We start from the raw sequence: 18,074 nt of genomic DNA on the forward strand, positions 1-18,074 counted from the left end.
GTCGTATCGCAAGATGGCTCACTTCCACGGTTGTCCGCATACTGTACGCCAGCCGTGGAATCAGTGTTTTTCAGCTCATTTGCTGAGACCAGTGTTGCTTGAGATACAGCTTCGCGGCGTCCTGCTGCGGGATGTTCAGGAAGACCGGCGTCCCGTCGACCTTGGGCAGCTTCCCGGCCGCCTCGTTGTCGAGGGTGCTCTTCATCTGCATGGCCTCCATCCGCGAGGGGCGCGCGTAGCCCCTGAGCAGGATGTTCTGGCCCTCGTCCGAGAACAGGAACTCGGTCCACAGCCGGGCCGCCGCCGGGTGGGGCGCGCTCGCGCTGATCGCCTGCACGGTGGGCGAGGCGAGGATCGAGCCCGCCGGGATGGTCACCTGCCAGTTCGCCGCGTTGGCGGCCGAGCGGGCCGTGTTCAGGTAGTCCCAGTCGAGCACCGCCGCCGCCTGCTCGGGCGCGGCCGCGACCGCCCCGGCCTTCTTCAGGTCGGCGAAGGCCTTCACGCCCCTGCGGGCGTCGAACTGGTCGCCCTTCATGGAGGCCGCCATCACGCCGTTGAAGGCGTTCGCGTTCTTCAGCGGGTCGCCCGCGAGCGCGACCGTGGTGCCGGCCGCGCGGCCCTCGGGCTTGAGCAGTTCCGTGTACGAAACCGGCGCCTTCATCTTGCGCGGGTCGTAGCCGATCGACATGTAGCCGCCGTATCCGGCGTACCAGGCACCGTTGGTCGCCTTGACCTCGTCGGGGACGTCGGTCCAGCCGGTCACCTGGTAGGGGGCGAACGTGGCGGCGTTGGCCAGCGCCACGTCGACGCTGAGGTCGAAGACGTCGGGCTTCTGGGCCGAGGCGACGGCGTCGATCTGCTGCTGGCTGTTGGCCGCCGGGTTGAGCGACTCGATCGCGATGCCGTACTTGTCGGCGAAGACGTCCATCAGCTCGCCGTGGTTGACCCATTCGCGGGGCAGCCCGACGACCGTGAGCTTCCCTTCCTTCTGGGCCGCCTCGACCAGCCGGTCCATGGTGCCGAAGCCCGCCTGGAGGCTGGCGCCCTTCACGTTGACCGGCGGCAGGGCCTTGGTCTCGCCGCCCTGGGACGAACAGGCCGCCAGGGCCAGGAGGGCCGCCAGCGCGGGAGTGGTCACGAGTCTGGTCACGATTCGAATGCTTGGCGCCATGTCCCGCCGCGTCGAGACGGCGCGCCTCAGCCGGGGACGACCTTTGCCGCGGCCATGACCTTTTCGGGGAACTCGACCACGGTGCCGTCCCTCTTCCGTACCGAGAGCATGCCGTTCTCCCACGTCTCAAGGACCCCGACGACGTCGCGGAACCCCTCGGGGAGCGCCCGCCTGACGGAGACCCGGCGCCCGACGTCGGCCGGGGTGATGGTCACCTTGAGCTGGAAGGCCATGACATTGGCCCCTCCCTGTTCCGGCCACCTGACAGTCACCGCAATACTAGGACGGAGCAACCTGCGGCCCATGTCGTGCCGGAAAGAAGGAGCTAGAGGTGACCTACGTCATCGCGCAGCCTTGCGTGGATGTCCTGGACAAGGCGTGCATCGAAGAGTGCCCTGTCGACTGCATCTACGAGGGCGAGCGCATGCTCTACATCCACCCCGACGAGTGCGTCGACTGTGGGGCGTGCGAGCCGGTCTGCCCGGTGGAGGCGATCTTCTACGAAGACGACCTGCCCGAGCAGTGGAAGGACTTCTACAAGGCCAATGTTGACTTCTTCCAGGACCTGGGGTCGCCCGGCGGCGCCTCGAAGGTTGGGAAGATCAACGCAGACCACCCCGTAGTGGCCGCACTGCCTCCTCAGGCCGAAGACCACTAAACAACGCTCACCACTGGAGCCCTTTCTCGTGATCGCCCTGCCCGACTTCCCGTGGGACAGCCTGGCCTCTTACAAGAGCACCGCCGAGGCGCATCCCGACGGGATCGCCGACCTGTCGGTCGGCACCCCCGTCGACCCGGTCCCCGAAGTCGTGCGCAGGGCGCTCATCGGCGCCGCCGACAGTCCGGGATATCCCCTGACCTACGGCACGGCCCGGTTGCGTGAGGCCGCGGCGGGCTGGCTGGCCCGCCGCCACGGCGTGACGGTCGACCCCGCCGCGGTGCTGCCGACGATCGGCTCCAAGGAACTGGTCGCCTGGCTGCCGACCCTGCTCGGCGTGGGCCCCGGCGACAAGGTGATCTTCCCCGAGCTCGCCTACCCGACCTACGACGTCGGCGCGCGGCTGGCCGGGGCGCAGCCCTTCCCGACCGACGGGCTGCTCTCGCTCGGCCCGGAGCGGGTTCCGCTCGTCTGGGTCAACTCGCCGAGCAACCCCACCGGCCGGGTGCTGCCCGCCGAACACCTCGCCAAGGTCGTCGCCTGGGCGCGGGAACGCGGCGCGATCGTCGCCTCCGACGAGTGCTACATCGAGCTCGGCTGGGAGAAGCGGCCGGTCTCGATCCTCCACCCCGACGTCAGCGGCGGCTCCCACGAGGGCCTGCTGGCCGTCCACTCCCTCTCCAAGCGCTCCAACCTGGCCGGTTACCGCGCCGCGTTCGTCGCGGGCGACCCGGCGCTGGTGAAGCGCCTGCTCGAGGTGCGCAAGCACGCCGGCATGATCGTGCCCGAGCCGGTGCAGGCCGCGATGACGGCCGCCCTCGGCGACGACGCCCACGCCGACGAGCAGCGCGCCCGCTACTCCGCCCGGCGCACCGCCCTGCGGGCCGCGCTGGAGTCGGCGGGCTGGCGCGTCGAGCACTCGGAGGCCGGCCTCTACCTGTGGGCCACCGACGGCACCGGCTGCTGGGACCAGGTCGCCCGGCTGGCCAAGCTGGGCGTCCTCGTGGCCCCCGGCAGCTTCTACGGCACCTCCGGTGAGAGCCACATCCGTGTAGCCGTCACCGCCACAGACGAACGAATCGCCGCAGCGGTCGCACGCCTCACAAACGCATAGGTGAGCCAGCCTCATACGGGCTGATATGCCGCGTTTGTGTTGATAGGATCGCGCGCCATGACGACAGCGGTGGTGCTCGGTCTGTGCCTCGCAGCGGTGGTCGTCGTGCTGGTCGCCGCGCGCCGGGATCGGCGTGGCCGGGGCCGCGCCGACGTCGATTCCGAGTTCTTCGACGAATTCCTGGAGCCTGAGTTCTTCGACCCGCGGACCCTCCAGGTGGGTGACACCGCCACCGTCGAGGGCACCCGGTTCAAGGCCATCGGCGCCCTCCATCTGATGCGGCAGGGCGATGAGTGGACCGAGCACCTGCTCGACGACGGCAGCCGCCGGGTCCACTGGCTCTCGGTCCAGGAGCGGCCCGAGGGCCTTGAGGTCATGCTGTGGACGCCGGTCAGGGCCCAGGGCATGGTCCCGGCCAAGAGCATGCTGATCATGGAAGGCGTCGAGTTCTTCCCCGGCGAACGCGGCACGGTCGCCTACCGGGCCGAGGGCATGACCGGCCTGCCCGAGCGCGGCCTGCTCGATTTCGCCGACTACCGCGCCAACGACGGCCGCCTGCTGGCGTTCCAGCGGGTGCAGGGCGGCCAGTGGGTCGCCTCCTACGCCTCGCCGCTCACACCCGGCTCGATCGAGGTCGACCGCAAGGCCTAGCCCTCCGCGACCGGCTTCCAGCCGTCGTGGCCGTCGGCGGCCGTCCACCGGTAGCCCTCCTGGACGACCTCGCGCAGGCCGTAGACCGGGGCGTGGGTGACGTACCAGGTCGCCTTCAGCCAGTCTTCCTTGGACGCGCCCCTGGCCCGGGTGAACTCCTTGGTCGCGGCGGCCTGCTGCGGCGGGGGCGGCGACTCCTTCGGCGGATACCAGCAGTGCACCGCGCGGGGCTGGTCGCCGCGGAAGGCGGTGGCCAGGATCTCGGCGTTGTGCCGGTGGTCGGCGTAGGCGCCGCCGTCGGCCGAGCGCTGCACCGCCTGGGCGGCGTCGTGGAGGCTCATGTCGAGGTAGCCGTCGACCTTCTCCAGGGCGGCGAAGAAGCGGCGGGTGGCGTACACCGGATCCATGATCTGCTTGACGGTGCCCCAGCCCTGCGAGGGCCGCTGCTGGAAGATGCCGACCGAGTCGCGGTCGCCGAAGGAGATGTTGGTCATCTTCGATTCCTGGATCGCCGTGATGTAGGCGATCTCCAGCGCCTGCTTGGGCAGCTTGCGCCGGGCCGCGACGGCGGCGATGGTCGAGGCGATCTGCGACTGCTCCAGATCGAGGTCGAGCGTGCCCGACGGGACGGTGATCGTGCACCCCTCGCCCAGCGCGAACGGCTCGGCCGCCTTCATGATCTGGTAACCGGCGAAGAATATCGCCCCCGCCAGCACGACCACGATGGCCACGATGGTCAGTGCTGTTCTGGAGGGGCGCCGGCTCACAGCCCAAGAACCTACCTTCTCGCAGGCCTGCAATAGGCTCGGCCGACATGCGACTTGATCAGGACGTGAAGGCGCTGACCGCCGAGCTGGTGGACATCGCATCGGAAAGCGGCGAAGAGAAGGCTCTGGCCGACGAGATCGAGGAGGCGCTGCGGCGGCTGCCCCATCTGACCGTCGACCGCCACGGCAACAACATCGTGGCGCGCACCTTCCTCGGCCGCGCCGAGCGGGTCGTGGTGGCCGGTCACCTCGACACCGTGCCGATCGCGGGCAACGTGCCGAGCCGGGTCGAGGGCAACCGCCTCATCGGCTGCGGCGGGACCGACATGAAGGCCGGCGTGGCCGTCCAGCTCAAACTGGCCCTGCTCGACACGCCCAACCGCGACCTGACCCTGGTCTTCTACGACCTGGAAGAGGTCGAGGCCGCCCGCAACGGCCTCGGCGTGCTGGTGCGCGAACACCCCGACTGGGTGCGCGGCGACTTCGCGGTCCTGATGGAGCCCACCGACGGCGAGATCGAGGGCGGCTGCCAGGGCACCATCCGCGCCGAGATCCTCTCGACGGGCGTCCGCGCCCACAGCGCCAGAAGCTGGCTCGGCGTCAACGCCATCCACGGCGCCGCCACGATCATGCAGCGCCTGGCCGACTATGAGCCCCGGCGGCCCGTGGTCGACGGCCTCGAATACCACGAGGGCCTCAACGCGGTGCTGATCCGCGGCGGCCACGCGGGCAACGTGATCCCCGACGAGTGCGTGGTGACGGTGAACTACCGCTTCGCCCCCGACCTCACCGAGGAGCAGGCCCAGAACCACATCCGCGAGGTCTTCGACGGCTTCGAGGTGACGATCAAGGACTCGGCTCCGGGAGCCCGGCCGGGTCTGGAGAACCCGGTGGCGGCGGCCTTCGCGCGAGCGGTCGGCGGAGAGCCCCGGGCGAAGGTGGCATGGACCGATGTGGCGCGTTTCTCGGCACTCGGAGTTCCGGCGGTGAACTATGGGCCGGGCGATCCCGCGATGGCTCACAAAGTCGATGAATACGTCGAACTCGACAAGATCGTCGAGGCGGAGCGGGTCATGACCACGTGGTTGACCTAGGCGTTCTGCCTGGAGAAAGAAGAAAGTGGCTTTCCTCGCCGGCCATTTGGCGGGGAAAGCCACTTTCCGTCCCGAGCAGCACCCTCGACTGTTAGACGGGCGCCGAGCGAAATCCGGTTCCACGGTTCCGTGTGGATTCTCAAGATTTTTTCGGCGGCCATCCTGAGGGGCTAGCGTGGCGTCCCATGAACACGATTCGCCGCGAACGTCGCCAGGGGCCGCAGCTGCTCCGGGGCGAGATGGTCCCCGACTCCACCCACGACCAGCGCCTGCTCGACCGGCGCGGACCCGCCGACTGGCTCCACATGGACCCGTGGCGGGTGCTGCGCATCCAGGCCGAGTTCGTCGAGGGCTTCGGCTCCCTGGCAGAGCTGCCGCCGTCGGTCACCGTCTTCGGCTCGGCCCGCACCAAGCCCGACTCGCCCGACTACGAGCTCGGCGTCCGCCTCGGGGGCGCGCTCGCCGACGCCGGTTACGGCGTCATCACCGGTGGCGGCCCCGGTTGCATGGAGGCCGCCAACAAGGGCGCGGTGGAGGCCGGGGGCATCTCCGTGGGCCTCGGCATCGAGCTGCCGCACGAACAGTCGATGAACGAATACGTCAACCTGGGCGTGGAGTTCCGCTACTTCTTCGTCCGCAAGACGATGTTCGTCAAGTACTCCTGCGGCTTCGTCACCCTCCCGGGCGGCTTCGGCACCCTCGACGAGCTGTTCGAGGCGCTGACGCTCGTGCAGACCCGGAAGGTCACCTCGTTCCCGGTGATCCTCATGGGCACCTCGTTCTGGAGCCCCATGATTGACTGGATCAAGACCTCGCTGCTCGGCGAGGGCAAGATCTCGCCCCAGGACGTCGACCTGATCCGCCTCACCGACGACGTCGACGAGGCCGTGCAGATCATCGTGGAGGCCGACCGCCGCCGCGAGGAGGAGTCGAGCCTCGTGGGAGACGCCCAATAATGTACGTCTGCGTTTTCTGCGCCTCCTCCCAGAAGATCGACCCGAAGTACTTCCGGCTCGCCGCCGACGCCGGCACCGAGCTCGCGAGACGGGGTCACCACCTGGTCAGCGGCGGCGCCATCGTGTCGTGCATGGGCGAGGTCGCCCGCGCCGCTCGCGCCGGCGGTGCCCAGACGATCGGGGTGATCCCCCAGGTCCTGGTGGACATCGAGATCGCCGACACCGACTCGACCGAGCTGATCGTCACGACCGGCATGCGCGAGCGCAAGAGCGTCATGGACGCCCGCTCCGACGCCTTCCTGGTCCTGCCCGGCGGCATCGGCACGATGGAGGAACTCTTCGAGATCTGGACCGCCCGCGTCCTCGGCATCCACCGGAGACCTCTGGTCCTGCTCGACCCGTGGGGCCTCTACGCCCCCCTGAAAGACCTGGTCTCCACCATGTACGACCAGGGCTTCACCCGCCCCGACGTCTTCGACGGCATCGCGTGGGCCACGACCGTCGAAGAAGCCTTCGACCTGCTGGAACAGCCGACTCCCCGGATCACCCCCGGGACCGACGAGGCTTAGGCGAGCCCCCGCCGGGCCAGGGCCGGTGGCCTGCGCCCGGCGATCGCCTCGGTCATCGCGACCGCCTGGGCGATCGCCTCGGCCTGCGCCGGGTCGGCGGGTTCGAAGCCGGACACCCCACGCCAGGTCAGCACGGCGGCCACGGCGATGGCCTCGTCGAGGTCGGCGGGAAGCCGGATGATCTCTACTGGCATACCATCGATGCTCTCACGCCTGCGACATGTGGCACGATTCGTATGTGCTGGTCGTACTCGTTCTCGCCGCTCTCGCGGTCGTGGGCTGCGTGGTCTGGGTCTCCATGGGCCAGGGCGGGGCGATGGCGGAGTTCCCGCCCGACGTGCCGCCCCTGGAACTCCCCGACGCCGCCCAGGTGACCGCCGTCGATCTGGTGACCGTGCAGTTCCCGGTCGGCCTGGTCGGCTACCACACCGGTTCCGTCGACGAGACCCTCCAGCGGGCCGCGACCGCGATCCGCGACCGCGACACCCGCATCGCGGTCCTCGAACAGAAGGTGGCCGAGCTGATGGCGGGCCGCCTCCAGGCCAAGTCGCTCGACTCGGAAGAAGCATGGTAGAGATCATCCGCTGCGCCTGGGCCACCAGCGACCCGCTCTACCTCGACTACCACGACCACGAGTGGGGCCGCCCGGTCCACGGCGACGACAAGATCTTTGAGCGCGTCACCCTTGAGGCCTTCCAGTCGGGCCTGTCGTGGATCACGATCCTGCGCAAGCGGGAGAACTTCCGGAAGGCCTTCGACGGCTTCGTGATCGAGAAGGTGGCGGCCTACACCGAGAAGGACGCCGAGCGCCTGATGGCCGACGCCGGGATCGTCCGCAACCGCGCCAAGATCGACGCCGCGATGGCCAACGCCCGCGCCGCCCTGGAGCTCCCCGAAGGGCTCGACGCCCTGGTCTGGAAGTACGCCGAGCCCGGCGCGCCCGTCCGTCAGTCGATGGCCGAGATCCCGAGCTCGACCGACGCCTCGAAGGCGCTGGCCAAGGAGCTCAAGAAGAAGGGCTTCCGGTTCGTCGGCCCCACCACCGCCTACGCCCTCATGCAGGCGATCGGCCTGGTCGACGACCACATCGAAGGTTGCGTGGCTAGGACGTCGTGAGGGTGCGCTCCACGAAGGCCGCCGCCCTCGGCATCAGCCGCGACGCCTCCTGCTCGAAATAGGCCCGCGCCTTGTCGCCCGGCCAGCCCGGGGGCAGCAGCGCCGCAGGGAGCCCCGGATCGCGGAACAGGAAGTTGCGCCACGTGTGCACGAACCGCGACCTCACCGCGAAGACCCGGTCGTCGGGGGCGTCGCCGGACAACCCGTCGATCAGCGGCCGGGCCCCCGCGAGCCACTCGTCGTAGGCCCGCCCGATGGCGTCGAGATCCCAGGCCCTGGCCAGCAGGTCGGCCGGATCCCCGTCCAGAACGGCCTCGAAGCGGTCGGCCTTCAGGTCGAGCTGGTCGAGTTCGGCCGAGGCCCGGGGCCCGATCCAGGTGGTCTCCGAGAGAGGGGCGTACCCGAGGAAGGACAGGTGGGCCCGCAGGCGCTCGCGCCGGGTGCGGTCGCGGACGGGTTCGATCACCAGCAGGTGCCAGCGGCCCGGCCAGGTGATGGTGCCGCCCCGGTAGACTCTGGCGGCCGCCTCGTCGAGACGCCGCACGCATTTCGGGGTGGCGGCGTAACCGGCGCCCTGCGGCAGCCTGACCGGGTCGAGCCAGCCCTGCCTGACCATCCGCGAGATCGCGGTCCTGACCGCGGGCGGGGCGATCTCCAGAGGCGCCAGCAGCCGCACCAGGGCGGCCACCGACGCCCGCCCCCCGCGGCTGCGCAGATGGTCCCCGTAGAGGTCGAAAAGCGCGGCTCGGGCGTTCACCCCACCCAGTGTGGAGTCAGGAACCATCTCCGACAATCCATAGGCGAACCGCTTTGATCCTCAACCGAGTCCTCTCCCGTTACCTTTTTGAACCCGGAGGCGGGATAATAGGACATCACAGAAGACGTGAATGCGCCGGCCACCCTTCATTGGACGGCCGACAACGCGGGAAGGGATACACGCATGGCGGCGATGAAGCCGCGGACTGGTGACGGTCCGCTGGAAGTCACCAAGGAAGGCCGGGGCATAGTCATGCGAGTCCCGCTCGAAGGTGGCGGCCGGCTTGTCGTCGAGCTATCGGCGGATGAGGCCAGCGCCCTCGGTGACGCGCTGAAGAACGTGGTCGGCTGACTACAGCCGGATATCGAGCGACGTCGGCCCCGCCGCGGACTTCCGCGCCGGGGCCGAATCTTTTGGGGCAGACACCCAACGCGAGCCCATACCCCGACGTGGAGAGACCGTGCCCATAGTGACCACCGTGACCACCGTGGCCGATGTGGACGGCGACGCCGAGTTCCTCGCCGTCCCGTTCGGCCCTGACCTGGCCCCCGATGTCGAGCTGCCGGTTTCCGCCCCGGCCCTGCTCGCGCACTACGAGGCCAAGGGCGAGCCCGGCGAGATCGTCGAAATACCCGTCGCCGCCGCCGAGGGCGTCCGCCGGGTCCTTCTGTACGGCACCGGCCCGTCTCCGGCCGACCTCCGCAAAGCGGGCGCCGCGCTGGCCGGCCGCGTCCAGGGCCGAGACCGCCTGACCATCGTCGCCCCGCCCGAGGGCGACGTGGCCGAGCTGGTCGCAGGAGCACTCCTGGGCACCTACAGCTACAAACTGGGCGAACCGAAAACCACCCCGGTCCACGAGATCGTCGTCTCCGGCGCCGACTCCGCGGCGGTCTCCCGGGGCGAGGCCCTGGCGAAGGCGACCAGCGACGCCCGCGACCTGACCAACACCCCCGCGTCGATCAAGTCACCGGCCTGGCTGGCCGAGCGGGCGGTCGCGCTGGCCGGTGAGGGCGTCGAGGTCACCGTCGACACCGAGCTGATCGGCTTCGGCGGCATCCGCGCCGTCGGCCAGGGTTCGGTCAACCCGCCCTGCCTGATCACGATGACCTACGCCCCCGAGGGCGCCACCCGCCACGTCGTGCTGGTCGGCAAGGGCATCACGTTCGACAGCGGCGGCCTGTCGCTGAAGCCGTCGGCGTCGATGAAGGACATGAAGACCGACATGGCCGGCGGTGCCGCCGTGATCGCCGTCATCTCGGCGCTGAAGGCCTTCGAGGTGCCGGTCAGGGTCACCGGCCTGATCGCCTGCGCCGAGAACTCCTTCGGCGGCAACGCCCAGCGCCCCAGCGACGTCATCACCCAATACGGCGGCCGGACCGTCGAGGTGCTGAACACCGACGCCGAGGGCCGCCTGGTGATGGCCGACGCGATGGCCTACGCCGACCGCCACCTCGACCCCGACGTGATGATCGACATCGCCACGCTGACCGGCGCCGCCAAGGTCGCGCTGGGCAGCGGGTTCGGCGCCCTGTTCGCCACCGACGACGCCCTGGCCGCGAGCCTGCTGGCGTCCTCGGCCCGCACCGGCGAGCGGCTCTGGCGCATGCCGCTGCTGGCCGACTCGCGCGCGGCGCTCGACTCCGACGTGGCCGACCTCGCCAACGTCGACGCCAAGGGCGGAGGTGGGGCGGGTTCGGTGCAGGCGGCCCTGTTCCTGCGGGAGTTCAGCGGCGAGCGCCGCTGGGCCCATCTCGACATCGCCGGACCGGCCCGCAACGAGAAGGGCGGCACCGGCTTCGGGGTCAGGCTGCTGCTCGACTGGCTCAGTTCGTCAGCTTGACGGCGGCGAGCAGGCCGTCGCCCAGCGGGAGCATCAGCGGGCGCAGCCGCTCGTCGCCCTTGACGAGACGGCCGACTTCGCGGACCGCGACCGACTCGGGGTCGCGCTGCGTGGGGTCGGCCACCCGGTCGTGCCACAGGGCGTTGTCGAAGGCCACGATCCCGCCGGGACGCAGCAGCCGCAGCGCCTCGGACAGGTAGTCGCCGTATTCCTGCTTGGCGGCGTCGCAGAAGACGAGGTCGTAGCCGCCGTCGGCGAGGCGCGGCAGCACATCGAGCGCCCGCCCCACGATCAGCCGGGTGCGCCCGCTGGCGTAACCCGCCTCGGCGAACGCCTGCCGGGCCAGCCGCTGGTGCTCCGGCTCGACGTCGACGCTGGTCAGAGTGCCGTCAGAGCGCATTCCCCGCAGCAGCCACAGGCCCGAGACACCACAACCGGTGCCGATCTCGACGACCGACCGCGCGTTGACCGCGGTGGCCAGGAAACACAGCGCGGCGCCCCCGCCGGACAGGATGGGCGTGGCGCCCACCTCCTCGCCACGCTGCCGCGCGGTGCGCAGGACGTCGTCCTCCGGGACGAAGTCCTCCGCATGGGCCAGGCTCGCCGTGTTCATGGTTGGCAAGCGTAGGGGAGTACGCCCCGATCGGGAACTCACGCCGCAACGGGGACGTTGCAGCTTTGAACGGTCTTTGTTCTAGCCGTTCGCCGCTGGTACGCAGGAAGGGGCGAAACCAGGCACTATGGCTGTAGCAACGGTGCTGGAGAGAGGATTGCCGGTGGACGACAACGACCACCAGGCGGGTGCTGAGGCGTCCCCCTGGACACCTCCCACCTGGGAGGAGGTCGTCAGAAACCACTCGGCACGGGTCTACCGGCTCGCCTACCGGCTCACCGGTAACATCCACGACGCCGAAGACCTGACTCAAGAGGTCTTCGTCCGGGTGTTCCGGTCGCTGTCCAGCTACCAGCCGGGCACGTTCGAGGGCTGGTTGCACCGCATCACGACCAACCTCTTCCTCGACGGTGCGCGCCGCAAGCAGCGCATCCGGTTCGAGGGGCTGGCCGACGACGCCGCCGAGCGCATGCACGGCCGGGAGCCGTCCCCCGAGCGGGCCTACGACGACAACCACCTCGACGCCGACATCCAGGCCGCGCTCGACGCGCTGGCCCCGGAGTTCCGGGCCGCCGTGGTGCTCTGCGACATCGAGGGCCTCTCCTATGAGGAGATCGCGGCGACGCTGGGCGTCAAGCTCGGCACCGTCCGCAGCCGCATCCACCGGGCCCGCGCGCAACTGCGCGACGCGCTCGATCACCGTGCGCCGCGCGGTGACCAGCTTCCCCCTTCATCTTTCACCCGGGAGGGAGCATGACGCATCTTGGTGAGCGCGTTTCCGCGCTGATCGACGGCGAGCTCGCGCACAACGAGCGCGAGCGAGCCCTCGCCCATCTGACGTTCTGCGCCGACTGCCGCGACGAGGTCGACGGGATGCGCGCGCTGAAAAGCCGCCTTCGTTCCCTCGACCCGCCCGCGATGCCGGCCGACCTGACGATGTCGCTGCTGCGAATGGGGGAGATGGGCCCCCCGGCCCGCCCGCTACCGCGCCAGCTGCCCCGCGAGCTACCGGGCCCCTTCAGCATCGCCCCCGCCGACACCCGTCCGGCCCGCCGTCCTTTTGGTGCGACCGGCCCCGGCCGTAGCCCCCGGCGCCGCGCGGCCGGTTACGTCGCGGTCGGAGTGGCTTCGGCGGCGGTCGCCCTCGGCTCGCTCTTCCTGGTCAACGGCGAGCCTCGCCCCGCCCCCGCGCCCGAGATGATGTTCCCCCCGCAGGTCACCGCGTCACCTCACAGCAGGCTGCCGGGCTCCCCCGCACCGGGTCCCTCGCCCAAGCTTGTTCCTTGACGCGACTAACCGGACCCACGTCTGGGCAGTGAGACGGCATACGATCTGGCTTGACACGGGTCGTGTGCCTTTCTCATGAGACTGGGTGGCGGCCCCGCCACAACCGCTGGGAGTGACTGCACCGATGACCGACGACACGCGTGACGACGACGCGTACGGGCGGCCTGAGTTCTATCCGGCGGGCGAGTGGGGCGATGAGGAGTTCGCCCCCCGCCGGCCTCAGCAGCCGGGCGCGGCCCACCCGCCGCCCCCACTTCCCGGTGGTGAACCCACCCAGACCTATTTCCCGCCGCCGCCACCCCCGCCGCCCGCCGCCTTCGGCATGGGCGAGGGGTGGGCGCCGCCGCCCATGGGGCCGACCGAGTTCCTGCCCCGGCGGGAGCGGCGCACCGGTCCCCGCACCGGCACTCTCGCCGCGCTCGGCCTGGTCATCGCGCTGGTGGCCGGTGGCGCGGCGTCGTGCGGCACCTATCTGCTGACCCGCCCGAGCGCGGGGCTCGACCCTGGCTACGCCATCCCGACCCCGGCCGCCGCGCCGACCGGGCGGGCGCCCGAGTCGATCGCCGGGGTGGCCGCCAAGGTGCTGCCGAGCGTGGTCTCGCTCGAGGTGCAGGGCAGCGGGCAGGCGGGCACCGGCTCCGGGTTCCTCATCCGGGGCGGTTACATCGTCACCAACAACCACGTCGTGGCCGCGGCGGCGCGAGGCGGCGGGGCGATCCGCATCCGGTTCGCCAACCGCGAGTCGACCACCGCGCAGATCGTGGGGCGCGACCCCAACTCCGACATCGCCGTGGTGAAGCCCGACGAGACGTTCGGCTCGCCCGAGGCGACGCTGGGCAACTCCGACTCGATGGTGGTCGGCGACCCGGTCATCGCGATCGGCTCGCCGCTGGGCCTGTCGGGCACGGTCACGACCGGCATCGTCAGCTCGCTCAACCGGCCCGTCGAGGCCGGGGGCGAGAGCGGGCGCGACTCGGCGCTGATCAACGCCATCCAGACCGACGCGGCCATCAACCCCGGCAACTCGGGCGGCCCGCTGGTCAACGGGAAGGGCGAGGTGATCGGGGTCAACTCCGCGATCGCCACCATAGGGGCCGGGCAGCAGCTCGGCGGGCAGCAGTCGGGCAGCATCGGCCTCGGCTTCGCCATCCCGGTCAACCAGGTCCGCCGGATCGCCGAAGAGCTCATCTCCACCGGCTCGGCGCGCACCTCCCGCATCGGGATCACGATCGACCAGAACTACCAGGGTCAGGGTGTCCGCATCGCCGACGCGCCCGACCGGGGGGTTCCGCCGATCACCCCGCAGGGGCCCGCCGACAAGGCCGGGCTCCGGGCCGGAGACGTGATCCTCGAGGTCGACGGGCAGCCGATCAGCGACAGCCGCGAGCTGATCGTCACGATCCGCAGCAAGACACCGGGTGATCGTGTTCCGTTCACTTACACGCGGGCGGGCGCCGAGCGCACGGTCGATGTCGTGATCGGGGCGGCACCGGCTCCCTCGGCCCAACCCTCGTAGCACGCCTGTCCGGGCAGTAGTGTGATGGCCAACGTCTGATTCACGACGGTTCGGGCAGGGCAAGGGAGATCTACGGTGTTCGGACTCGGCTGGGCGGAGATCCTGGCGCTGGTAGTGATCGCGCTGCTGGTCTTCGGACCGGAGAAGCTGCCCGGTGTCGCCTCACAGGCGGGCCGGACGCTGCGGCAGCTCCGGCAGATGGCCAACAACGCGCGCGCCGACCTTGAGACCAACCTCGGGCCGGAGTTCAAGAACTTCGACCCGACCGATCTAAACCCCAAGAACTTCGTGCGCAAGCACCTGCTCGACGACGTCGAGAAGGACTGGAACTCCACTCCGGAGGAGACGGCCACGGCGGCCGAGCCGCCGCCCCCGCCGATGACGGTGGAGCTGTCGGCGGGCGAGATCCCGCCCTACGACAACGAGGCCACCTGAGCCACGACACGTGAGCCATGACAAAGGGCCCGCTCTTCTGAGCGGGCCCTTTGCTTTGGCCGTTGGATGCGAGGCGGGCGCGGCCGGTCGGCGTCAGGGTGCGGCGCGGGCCGGGGGCGGCGGGCGGTGCCGTGGTAGGCGGAGCCGTAACGGAAGAAGAAGTTCTTCTAGCGGGCGGCCGGGCTGATGTCGAGCTTCATGCCCCTGAGGCCGCCCTTCTTCTTGCTCAGGCCCGCCGCGATGCGGCGCAGTTCGGCCGCGGCCGGGGCGTCGGGGTCGGTGAGGACGAGGGGCTTGCCCTCGTCGCCGCCCTCGCGGAGGCGGGTGTCGATCGGGATCTGGCCGAGCAGCGGGACGCGGGAGCCCAGAGTGCGGGTGAGGGCGTCGGCGACGGTCTGGCCGCCGCCCTCGCCGAACACCGAGATGCGCTCGTCGCAGTGGGGGCAGGGCAGCCACGACATGTTCTCGATCACGCCGGCGATCTGCTGGTGGGTCTGGACGGCGATCGACCCGGCGCGCTCGGCCACCTCGGCGGCGGCCTGCTGCGGGGTGGTCACCACGAGGATCTCGGCCGACGGCATGCGCTGGGCGACCGAGATCGCGATGTCGCCGGTGCCCGGCGGCAGGTCCATCAGCAGGACGTCGAGGTCGCCCCAGAAGACGTCGGCGAGGAACTGGTGGAGCGCGCGGTCGAGCATCGGGCCGCGCCACACCACGGCGCTGTTGCCCTCGGGCTTGAACATGCCGACCGAGATGACCTTGATGTCATGGGCCACCGGCGGCATGATCATGTCTTCGACCTTGGTCGGCCGCTCGGACACGCCGAGCATGCGCGGCACGCTGTGGCCGTAGATGTCGGCGTCGACCACGCCGACCTTGAGGCCGCTGGCGGCCATCGAGGCGGCCAAGTTGACCGTCACCGACGACTTGCCGACGCCGCCCTTGCCGCTGGCGACCGCGAAGACGCGGGTCAGCGAGCCGGGCTGGGCGAACGGGATCTCCTTCTCGGGGCCGCGGTTGCCCCGCAGCTTGGTCTGCAGGGTTTTACGCTGCTCGGCGCTCATGACGTCCATCTCGACGGAGACGCGCGTGACGCCCTCGATCTTGGAGACGGCCGCCGTGATGTCGCGGGTGATCGTGTCTTTCATCGGACAGCCGGAAACCGTCAGGAAGACGCCTACGCGCACCAGCCCGTCGGGGGCGATGTCGATGCTCTTGACCATGTCGAGCTCGGTGATCGGCCGGCGGATCTCAGGGTCGTTGACCGTCGCCAGGGCCGCCGTCACCACTTCTGGGGTCGGTGCCATGTAGTCATGCTACGAACTGGCGACCACTCCTACGAATCGAGGCCGGACCTCTAGGATGACGCGCGTGAGTCCGACAAGTCCGCCTGTCCTGTCGGCGGAACAAATCGAGGTCTGGCGCACGATGCAGCGCGCCCAGATGCGGATCACCCGGAGCATCGAATCCGACCTCCTGGAATCCCACGATCTGGCGATGGCCTCCTACGACGTGCTGCTCCAACTGTCCGAGGCGCCCTACCGGCGGCTGCGGATGAACGATCTCGCCGACCGGGTGCTGCTGTCGCGCAGCGGGCTGACCCGGCTGATCGACCGGCTGCAACGCGACGGGCTGGTCGAACGGCAGGCCTGCCCGAGCGACGCGCGCGGCCTCTACGCGGTGCTGACCGACAAGGGCGAGGCCCTGCTGGAGGAGGCCACCCCGACCTACCTGCGGGGGGTGCGGGCCGAGTTCGTCGAGCGGCTGTCGTCCGACGAGCTAGGGCAGTGTGCCGCTCTTGCCGTCAAGCTGGTCGACTAGCCATTCGGCCTCGGCCTTGATGAAGTCGCGCGTGGCGACCTCACCCAGGGCGATGCGCAGCGAGGCGATCTCCCGGGTCAGATATTCGAGTTCGGCCCGGTTCTGCTCCGCCGCGTGTCGGTCCTGCTCGCCCTGAACCCGGTCGCGGTCGTCCTGCCGGTTCTGCGCGAGCAGGATCAGGGGGGCGGCGTACGACGCCTGGAGCGACAGCATCAGGGTGAGGAAGATGAACGGATAGGGGTCGAATTTCATCGGGGTCAGCGTGTTCCAGCCGATCCAGAGGATCACGAACGCGGTCATGTAGACCAGGAAGCTCGCGGTGCCCAGGAACCGGGCGAACTTCTCCGACCACTTGCCGAACGCCTCGGCGTCGTACCTGATGGGCAGTTGCCGGCGCAGTTCGCGTGGCTGATCGAGACGGCCTTCAGTCATGTCGCTCCCGCCAGTCTTCGGGCAGCAGGTGGTCGAGCACGTCGTCGACGGTCACCGCGCCGATCAGGCGGCCGTCCTCGTCGATCACCGGGGCCGCCACCAGGTTGTAGGTGGCCAGGTAGGAGGCCACCTCGGGGAGGGAGAACTCGGGCCTGATCGGGTCGACGCTGGCGTCGACGAGTGAGCCGAGCAGGGCGAAGCTGGGTTCGCGGAGCAGCCGCTGGATGTGCGCCAGGCCCAGGAAGCGGCCGGTGGGGGTCTCGGTGGGCGGGCGGGCCACGAAGACCTGGGCGGCGATCGAGGGCGGCTGCTCGCGGTTGCGCAGCCGGGCGAGCGCCTCGGCGACGGTGGAGTTGGGGGGCAGGATGACGGGCTCGGTGGTCATCATGCCGCCGGCGGTGTCCTCGGCGTAGCCGAGCAGGCGGCGGACCGGGTCGGCCTCTTCGGGGATCATCAGGGCCAGCAGCGCCTCGGCCTGGTCGGGCGGGAGCTCCTGGAGCAGGTCGGCGGCGTCGTCGGGGCCCATGTGCTCCAGCACGTCGGCGGCGCGTTCGGCGTCGAGGTCGCCCAGGATCTCGACCTGGTCGCGTTCGGGGAGCTCCTCCAGCACGTCGGCCAGGCGGTCGTCGTCGAGGGCCGCCGCGACCTCGGCCATGCGTTTGCCGGGGAGTTCCTGGAGAACTCCCGCGAGGTCGGCGGGGCGCATGGCGTCGAAGGCGGCCAGCAGGCTGAGGGCGCCCTGGTCCTTCTGCGCGACCTCGAAGCCGCTGACCTGACCCCAGTCGACGACGGTGGTCTCGCCCCTGCGGCGGGTACCGCGCCGGAAGGCGACCTTGGTGATCAGCCAGTCGGGCGGGTTGGGCTGCTCCATGGCCAGGTCGAGGACGGTGCCGGGCTCACCGTCGACGGTGATCTCCAGGTCGAGCAGCTCGCCGATGGCCAGGGTCTCGGACTCGCGCTGCTCGAAGCGGCGCAGGTTGAGGCGGCCGGTGAAGATGACGGCCCCGGCCTCCACCGAGATCACCCGGGTGACCGGGAGGAACACCCGGCGGCGGGGCTGGACCTCCACGACGTATCCGTGGACACGCGGAGGGAGCGGGCCGCGCAGCGCGACGACCACGTCCCTGATCCGGCCGATCTTGTCACCGGCGGGATCGAACACCGCGAGCCCGGCCAGCCGGGCCACGAAGATCCGCTCCACGCTCGCAGGTTATGGGGATGACCCGCACTATTCGGATATGACAGGATCAAAGTAGGTCAACGGTAGTTACAGGGAA

General features: G+C 70.1%; 24 protein-coding genes. 15 read left to right on the forward strand and 9 right to left on the reverse strand.

Annotated features, from left to right (window positions below; translation table 11 throughout):
- Positions 1–70: 70 nt before the first annotated feature.
- On the reverse strand, positions 71–1,150 hold the full coding sequence (locus ACYQ78_RS22400) for an ABC transporter substrate-binding protein (RefSeq protein ID WP_459802827.1): 1,080 nt from the start codon (positions 1,148–1,150) through the stop codon (positions 71–73).
- A 47-nt stretch (positions 1,151–1,197) separates the two neighbouring features.
- A complete protein-coding gene (locus ACYQ78_RS22405; protein ID WP_459802828.1) occupies positions 1,198–1,404 on the reverse strand; it encodes a putative acetyltransferase in 207 nt (68 codons plus the stop codon).
- A gap of 98 nt (positions 1,405–1,502) precedes the next feature.
- Between ACYQ78_RS22405 and fdxA the strand changes: the two genes are divergently transcribed.
- Genes fdxA through ACYQ78_RS22420 form a run of 3 tightly spaced genes read left to right on the forward strand, consistent with a single transcriptional unit; the run spans position 1,503 to position 3,594 of the window.
- Complete coding sequence (gene fdxA, locus ACYQ78_RS22410; RefSeq protein ID WP_061299825.1) at positions 1,503–1,829, forward strand: ferredoxin; 327 nt, start codon at positions 1,503–1,505, stop codon at positions 1,827–1,829.
- Between the two features lie 28 nt (positions 1,830–1,857).
- Positions 1,858–2,943 carry a succinyldiaminopimelate transaminase gene (gene dapC, locus ACYQ78_RS22415; RefSeq protein ID WP_459802829.1) on the forward strand — a complete coding sequence of 362 codons (1,086 nt, stop codon included), beginning with the start codon at positions 1,858–1,860 and terminating at the stop codon, positions 2,941–2,943.
- A gap of 57 nt (positions 2,944–3,000) precedes the next feature.
- On the forward strand, positions 3,001–3,594 hold the full coding sequence (locus ACYQ78_RS22420) for a DUF4178 domain-containing protein (RefSeq protein WP_459802830.1): 594 nt from the start codon (positions 3,001–3,003) through the stop codon (positions 3,592–3,594).
- Here the strand turns inward: ACYQ78_RS22420 and ACYQ78_RS22425 are convergent.
- The gene (locus tag ACYQ78_RS22425) at positions 3,591–4,361 is read right to left on the reverse strand and encodes a hypothetical protein (RefSeq protein ID WP_459802831.1); all 771 of its coding nucleotides are present in this window, start codon (positions 4,359–4,361) and stop codon (positions 3,591–3,593) included. The two genes, ACYQ78_RS22420 and ACYQ78_RS22425, sit on opposite strands and share 4 nt — an antisense overlap.
- Before the next feature lie 47 nt (positions 4,362–4,408).
- Here ACYQ78_RS22425 and dapE point away from each other — a divergent pair, with 47 nt between their 5' ends.
- From dapE to ACYQ78_RS22440, 3 genes are all read left to right on the forward strand, one after another.
- Positions 4,409–5,455: a succinyl-diaminopimelate desuccinylase gene (dapE, locus tag ACYQ78_RS22430; protein WP_459802832.1), complete on the forward strand. Its 1,047-nt coding sequence runs from the start codon at positions 4,409–4,411 to the stop codon at positions 5,453–5,455.
- A gap of 185 nt (positions 5,456–5,640) precedes the next feature.
- Positions 5,641–6,411: an LOG family protein gene (locus tag ACYQ78_RS22435; RefSeq protein ID WP_459802833.1), complete on the forward strand. Its 771-nt coding sequence runs from the start codon at positions 5,641–5,643 to the stop codon at positions 6,409–6,411.
- Entirely contained in the window at positions 6,411–6,980 is a 570-nt protein-coding gene (locus ACYQ78_RS22440; protein ID WP_459802834.1) for an LOG family protein, read from the forward strand. Before ACYQ78_RS22435 ends, ACYQ78_RS22440 begins: the two co-directional genes overlap by 1 nt.
- On the opposite strand, the gene ACYQ78_RS22445 is transcribed toward ACYQ78_RS22440, so the two are convergent.
- Positions 6,977–7,174: a hypothetical protein gene (locus tag ACYQ78_RS22445; RefSeq protein WP_459802835.1), complete on the reverse strand. Its 198-nt coding sequence runs from the start codon at positions 7,172–7,174 to the stop codon at positions 6,977–6,979. The two genes, ACYQ78_RS22440 and ACYQ78_RS22445, sit on opposite strands and share 4 nt — an antisense overlap.
- A 44-nt stretch (positions 7,175–7,218) precedes the next feature.
- On the opposite strand from ACYQ78_RS22445, the gene ACYQ78_RS22450 reads away from it, so the two are divergent.
- Positions 7,219–7,554 (forward strand): hypothetical protein, encoded by a 336-nt coding sequence (locus tag ACYQ78_RS22450; protein ID WP_459802836.1) that lies wholly within the window; start codon positions 7,219–7,221, stop codon positions 7,552–7,554.
- Positions 7,548–8,096, forward strand: a complete 549-nt coding sequence (locus tag ACYQ78_RS22455) for a DNA-3-methyladenine glycosylase I (RefSeq protein WP_459802837.1) — start codon at positions 7,548–7,550, stop codon at positions 8,094–8,096. Before ACYQ78_RS22450 ends, ACYQ78_RS22455 begins: the two co-directional genes overlap by 7 nt.
- Here ACYQ78_RS22455 and ACYQ78_RS22460 read toward each other — a convergent pair.
- Positions 8,083–8,853, reverse strand: a complete 771-nt coding sequence (locus ACYQ78_RS22460; RefSeq protein ID WP_459802838.1) for a PaaX family transcriptional regulator — start codon at positions 8,851–8,853, stop codon at positions 8,083–8,085. The genes ACYQ78_RS22455 and ACYQ78_RS22460 overlap by 14 nt on opposite strands.
- A gap of 183 nt (positions 8,854–9,036) precedes the next feature.
- On the opposite strand from ACYQ78_RS22460, the gene ACYQ78_RS22465 reads away from it, so the two are divergent.
- Both ACYQ78_RS22465 and ACYQ78_RS22470 read left to right on the forward strand, forming a co-directional pair.
- A complete protein-coding gene (locus ACYQ78_RS22465; protein WP_083502187.1) occupies positions 9,037–9,204 on the forward strand; it encodes a DUF3117 domain-containing protein in 168 nt (55 codons plus the stop codon).
- 109 nt (positions 9,205–9,313) lie between these two features.
- Positions 9,314–10,693 (forward strand): leucyl aminopeptidase family protein, encoded by a 1,380-nt coding sequence (locus ACYQ78_RS22470; RefSeq protein WP_459802839.1) that lies wholly within the window; start codon positions 9,314–9,316, stop codon positions 10,691–10,693.
- Here ACYQ78_RS22470 and ACYQ78_RS22475 read toward each other — a convergent pair.
- Positions 10,677–11,306, reverse strand: a complete 630-nt coding sequence (locus ACYQ78_RS22475; RefSeq protein ID WP_459802840.1) for an O-methyltransferase — start codon at positions 11,304–11,306, stop codon at positions 10,677–10,679. The two genes, ACYQ78_RS22470 and ACYQ78_RS22475, sit on opposite strands and share 17 nt — an antisense overlap.
- 127 nt (positions 11,307–11,433) lie before the next feature.
- On the opposite strand from ACYQ78_RS22475, the gene sigE reads away from it, so the two are divergent.
- From sigE to ACYQ78_RS22495, 4 genes are all read left to right on the forward strand, one after another.
- On the forward strand, positions 11,434–12,063 hold the full coding sequence (sigE, locus tag ACYQ78_RS22480; RefSeq protein ID WP_459802841.1) for an RNA polymerase sigma factor SigE: 630 nt from the start codon (positions 11,434–11,436) through the stop codon (positions 12,061–12,063).
- Complete coding sequence (locus tag ACYQ78_RS22485; protein ID WP_459802842.1) at positions 12,060–12,593, forward strand: anti-sigma factor family protein; 534 nt, start codon at positions 12,060–12,062, stop codon at positions 12,591–12,593. Before sigE ends, ACYQ78_RS22485 begins: the two co-directional genes overlap by 4 nt.
- 124 nt (positions 12,594–12,717) lie before the next feature.
- Positions 12,718–14,109 (forward strand): S1C family serine protease, encoded by a 1,392-nt coding sequence (locus ACYQ78_RS22490; protein ID WP_459802843.1) that lies wholly within the window; start codon positions 12,718–12,720, stop codon positions 14,107–14,109.
- Positions 14,110–14,184: 75 nt separating this feature from the next.
- Positions 14,185–14,544: a sec-independent translocase gene (locus ACYQ78_RS22495; protein ID WP_459802844.1), complete on the forward strand. Its 360-nt coding sequence runs from the start codon at positions 14,185–14,187 to the stop codon at positions 14,542–14,544.
- A 167-nt stretch (positions 14,545–14,711) separates the two neighbouring features.
- On the opposite strand, the gene ACYQ78_RS22500 is transcribed toward ACYQ78_RS22495, so the two are convergent.
- Positions 14,712–15,851 (reverse strand): Mrp/NBP35 family ATP-binding protein, encoded by a 1,140-nt coding sequence (locus ACYQ78_RS22500; protein ID WP_459802845.1) that lies wholly within the window; start codon positions 15,849–15,851, stop codon positions 14,712–14,714.
- 64 nt (positions 15,852–15,915) lie between these two features.
- Here ACYQ78_RS22500 and ACYQ78_RS22505 point away from each other — a divergent pair, with 64 nt between their 5' ends.
- Positions 15,916–16,365: a MarR family winged helix-turn-helix transcriptional regulator gene (locus ACYQ78_RS22505; protein WP_459802846.1), complete on the forward strand. Its 450-nt coding sequence runs from the start codon at positions 15,916–15,918 to the stop codon at positions 16,363–16,365.
- Here ACYQ78_RS22505 and ACYQ78_RS22510 read toward each other — a convergent pair.
- Together ACYQ78_RS22510 and ACYQ78_RS22515 are read right to left on the reverse strand one after the other, a co-directional pair.
- Complete coding sequence (locus ACYQ78_RS22510) at positions 16,324–16,797, reverse strand: DUF1003 domain-containing protein (RefSeq protein ID WP_459802847.1); 474 nt, start codon at positions 16,795–16,797, stop codon at positions 16,324–16,326. The genes ACYQ78_RS22505 and ACYQ78_RS22510 overlap by 42 nt on opposite strands.
- Positions 16,790–17,998 (reverse strand): magnesium transporter MgtE N-terminal domain-containing protein, encoded by a 1,209-nt coding sequence (locus ACYQ78_RS22515; RefSeq protein WP_459802848.1) that lies wholly within the window; start codon positions 17,996–17,998, stop codon positions 16,790–16,792. Before ACYQ78_RS22515 ends, ACYQ78_RS22510 begins: the two co-directional genes overlap by 8 nt.
- Positions 17,999–18,074 lie beyond the last annotated feature (76 nt).

Source organism: Herbidospora sp. RD11066 (genome assembly GCF_054661255.1).